Here is a 3701-nt window from a genome sequence, read left to right on the forward strand (position 1 = left end):
CGATCGGCTTTATAGGTGTCATCTGCCTCATGGCGGAAAGTTGGCAAACCCAAGTCAAATGCGATCGCAATCCCTTCTGGTTTCTGGGATTCGATAATCGCTAACAACGACTTGAGGAAACCGAAACACACACTTGTCGGTATTCCCGTTTTCGTTTTCAAACCGCCATCGCGACCTTTGGCAAAGGCATAATAGGAGCGAAACGCCAACGAATGACCGTCAACCAAAACGATCGCAGGTAAATTTTCCGGTGCAGCAGATGAGGATTTTGACATAATCCTCATTTTAACCAGACTCCCGGAAATTGTGTTTGTCAATTTAAATTACTAAAAAGCCGTTGGCGATCGTACCTCACGGCTTAAGGTTTAGTTAACCATTAGCGACGTAATGAAGACTATAAATAAACTGGTTAAGCAAGGGTTAAGCAAAAATGACTGTTCGCATTATTTGCCTACCTGTTCCCAGATTATTTATCTATCCAAGCACCCGCTAGATACACGCTAAATAAAAATCGCCCACTAAATAAACTTAATAACCTGCAAGACAAAGCTTTGGTTTCATTATTTGCCTAAATAAATTTCAACGGCTGGCGATGCCGGATAAAATAACCTCTATCAATTGTTAGGTAATACCGTATTTTCCACAAAATATCGATGTGCTTTTTGCAGATATCGACGCTGCGATCGCAATTAAAGTATTTATACTTACAGCAGTATGGCTGTACATAGCTAAATTCTTTACGTAACACACCTATTGGTATGGGAAACTTAATGAGGAGTAGGGATAGAAACTATGCAGGAAAGTGCAATTGACCGAGAAATAAAACTCTTGGTCTTAGACATCGACGGAACGATCGCAGGCGAGTCGAATCAAATTCGCGAACCGGTCAAACAAGCAATTAAAGCAGTACAAGCAAAAGGTGTGCAAGTTGCGATCGCTACAGGTCGGATGTACCGTTCTGCTTTGCGCTTCCATCAAGACATCGGCTCGCAACTACCCCTGATAGTTTATCAGGGAGCGTTGATTAAAGACCCAACCACGCAAAAAGTGCTGCGTCATCTGCCAGTAGCAAAAAAAATTGCCTTGCAACTGCTAGACTACTTCGAGCAACCGGAATTGCGATCGCTGCTTTCCGTACACTTCTACATCAACGATCGCCTCTACGTGCGTCAAATTACCCCCGAAACCGAGATTTACGCACAACGTTCTGCGATCGAGCCTATCCCAGTAGGCGACCTGCGCCTAGCGCTCACAGGAGATAACGGAGAAGATATTTGTCCTACTAAAGTATTAGCACTCAGCGACGATACCGATACGATCGAGCGTTTGTTGGGTTCATTAAAGCAGCAGTACACCCCAGCAGAACTTTACCTTACCAAATCCGTAGCCACCTTTTTTGAAGCTACCAACCCGTGGGTGAACAAAGGTACCGCCGTTCGTTATCTTGCTGAAGACATTCTAGGACTTGAGTCTGGCAACGTTATGGCGGTTGGAGATAACTATAACGATGTCGAAATGCTTGAGTACGCCGGTGTCGGTGTAGCGATGGCAAATAGCCCTTTCGACGTACAGGCGATCGCTCATTGGGTAGCTCCCAGCGTTGAGGAAGATGGCGTTGTCGCTGCCATTGAAAAATTTATCCTCTAAAACCCCTTCGATCAGAAAGGAGACCGACGACTGGCCGTGTTTCGTCTCGGTCTCCCAACTGGTTCGCTCCTCACACAGTAGTCACTATACAAGAGCTGAATTAGTTTTGTCATCCCTTTCTATATATTAAATTTTGATAACTATCACCCCATTTTGGCAGATATTGCCTAAATAAACTTATAGTTCCAGTGGGGCCGACACAGCTAAAAAGTCTTCCAAAAGCAAGCGCAGAAAGGGTTGAGTAGCTGCGAACAAGCCCAATCTCGCTTGAGACAGATGCGGATCTTCTGTCTTCACCTCACCCCAAATGCGACATCGGCTATAAAACGTCTCGAATGTTTGGCCCAGATCCAGCGCTATTTTCTGCCAATCGATCGCACGCCCAGAAGACGAGGGGCAATACAAAGTATCCAGCAACACAAACAAAGACGAAATCAGAGTGCGTTCGGCTGGGTGTATCAACCGCAGTTTTTTCTCACCTGTCAGCCACGGAATCGGCTTGGGAGAAACAATGCACCAGTGTGTCGGAGTCATTTCCGCATCGGCTTCTGCCAGCGCGATCGCTCCTTCTCGGTGCGCCATACGCAACAGCGAGCAACAGCGAGCATGAGCGTACTGGATCGTAAAAATTGCGGAATCCTGATTGGCGACTCCTTCAGTGCTAAGTACAGAGGCAACTTTTTCTCCTCTGCCCCCCTGCCCAAGGGCCTTTTTCTTTTGACTTTTGACTTTTGACTTTTGACTTTCTAGCCCCTCACCCTCAACCAAACCCTGCAACCACGCTGATATAGCCAAATCGCTCAAATGCCAGTGAATCCAGCCTCGCTCTGCGACTTTAATAGTAAAATAAAGTTTAATCTCAGGGTAACGCTCTTCCCCTAATCCGTAGAGTTCATCTACGATCGCACCTGCCAAATCCGCAGTTGGTATTCTCGATAACTTTGACAGCCTGAGCGCGATGGGCGACACGTAAAGTATCTGAGTTTTATCCTGAAATTGGTATACATCAAAAGTTCCTGTCGCGTTCCAACCCTGCACATCCCGATCGAAGCCAATGTCAGGATCTGCAATACCTAGCTTTTGACTGAGCAAATCCATTGCCTCTTGTAAGTAGAGCCGCAGCGCATATGCGATCGCAGGAAAATCCATCATCGGTAAATCTTCATTCACAGTTGTTTACCGAGCCACATCATATTTTTACATCGGTTACATCTATCTACGGTTGTAACTTGCATCAAATATAACAAATAACAAACTCCCAGCCTTGATAATTTAGTAAAATCTAAGGTATCTTTTATTACTTTAAATTTACAGTAAAACTTCTATAAAGATGCTATAAAGCTTATTTAGTTTTAATATTGCCCGATGACTCGGTTTTGCCAAAAAACCACCCTGTCGATAAACGTCCCATTAAAGCCCTTTTTTGGCCTCTCAACCTATGGTGCAACAGTCTCTCTCCATACAACCAAACCCTGTAAGCTCAGATACACTGCGACCGGAAGCATCGCGACCGTTTTTAACCTGGCAGCGAATATTAGACTGGGCTAACGAACATTATCGGTGTCGCACTTTCAGCAAAGACGAAAAAATTCCAGCGCGACCTGGGTTGCTGTATTTAGTACAGCGAGGTGCTGTGCGAATGGTAGGTGTTGCCCAAGTGAGCGCCACCCATCGCAACCTTAACTCTCGCGCCTCCACCCTTAACCAAGAGGAAGCCTTCTTAGGCTTTGTAGGTGCCGGACAACCATTTGAAATTGTAGCTCAGTCCCCATTTACGCTCCACAGCTACGCCCACGTAGATCAAACAGCCGTAGTGTGGATGTACTGGCACGACCTAGACAACTGGCCCCACTTCCGGCGCGAAGTTTTAGATGCGTTTCGCTACCAGCACCAGCGCAAGCTACTGTGGCTGAGTACTCTCGGACAGCGCCGCACGATCGATCGTCTGTTAGGATTTCTCACCCTCTTGATTGAGGAATTTGGCGAACCCTGCGAGCAAGGGTACTCTCTTCCCTGGACTCTCACCCACGCCCAAATTGGCAGCGCGATCGGTT

The 3701-nt window shown here is 46.3% G+C and carries 4 protein-coding genes; 2 read left to right on the top strand and 2 right to left on the bottom strand.

The window, feature by feature from the left end; translation table 11 throughout:
* A partial coding sequence (locus H6S82_RS23130) for a PIN domain-containing protein (RefSeq protein WP_199317939.1) occupies window positions 1-275 on the bottom strand: 275 nt, incomplete at its 3' end.
* A 517-nt stretch (window positions 276-792) separates the two neighbouring features.
* Between H6S82_RS23130 and H6S82_RS23135 the strand changes: the two genes are divergently transcribed.
* Entirely contained in the window at window positions 793-1647 is an 855-nt protein-coding gene (locus H6S82_RS23135) for a Cof-type HAD-IIB family hydrolase (RefSeq protein WP_190461994.1), read from the top strand.
* A gap of 177 nt (window positions 1648-1824) precedes the next feature.
* On the opposite strand, the gene H6S82_RS34145 is transcribed toward H6S82_RS23135, so the two are convergent.
* Window positions 1825-2817 carry a DALR anticodon-binding domain-containing protein gene (locus H6S82_RS34145; RefSeq protein ID WP_190461996.1) on the bottom strand — a complete coding sequence of 331 codons (993 nt, stop codon included), beginning with the start codon at window positions 2815-2817 and terminating at the stop codon, window positions 1825-1827.
* 268 nt (window positions 2818-3085) lie between these two features.
* Here H6S82_RS34145 and H6S82_RS23145 point away from each other — a divergent pair.
* Window positions 3086-3701, top strand: a 616-nt coding sequence (locus H6S82_RS23145) for a Crp/Fnr family transcriptional regulator (RefSeq protein ID WP_191056774.1), incomplete at its 3' end; no start/stop codon positions are given.

It is taken from the genome of Planktothrix sp. FACHB-1355 (assembly GCF_014748295.1).
Lineage (GTDB): Bacteria > Cyanobacteriota > Cyanobacteriia > Cyanobacteriales > Aerosakkonemataceae > Aerosakkonema > Aerosakkonema funiforme_A.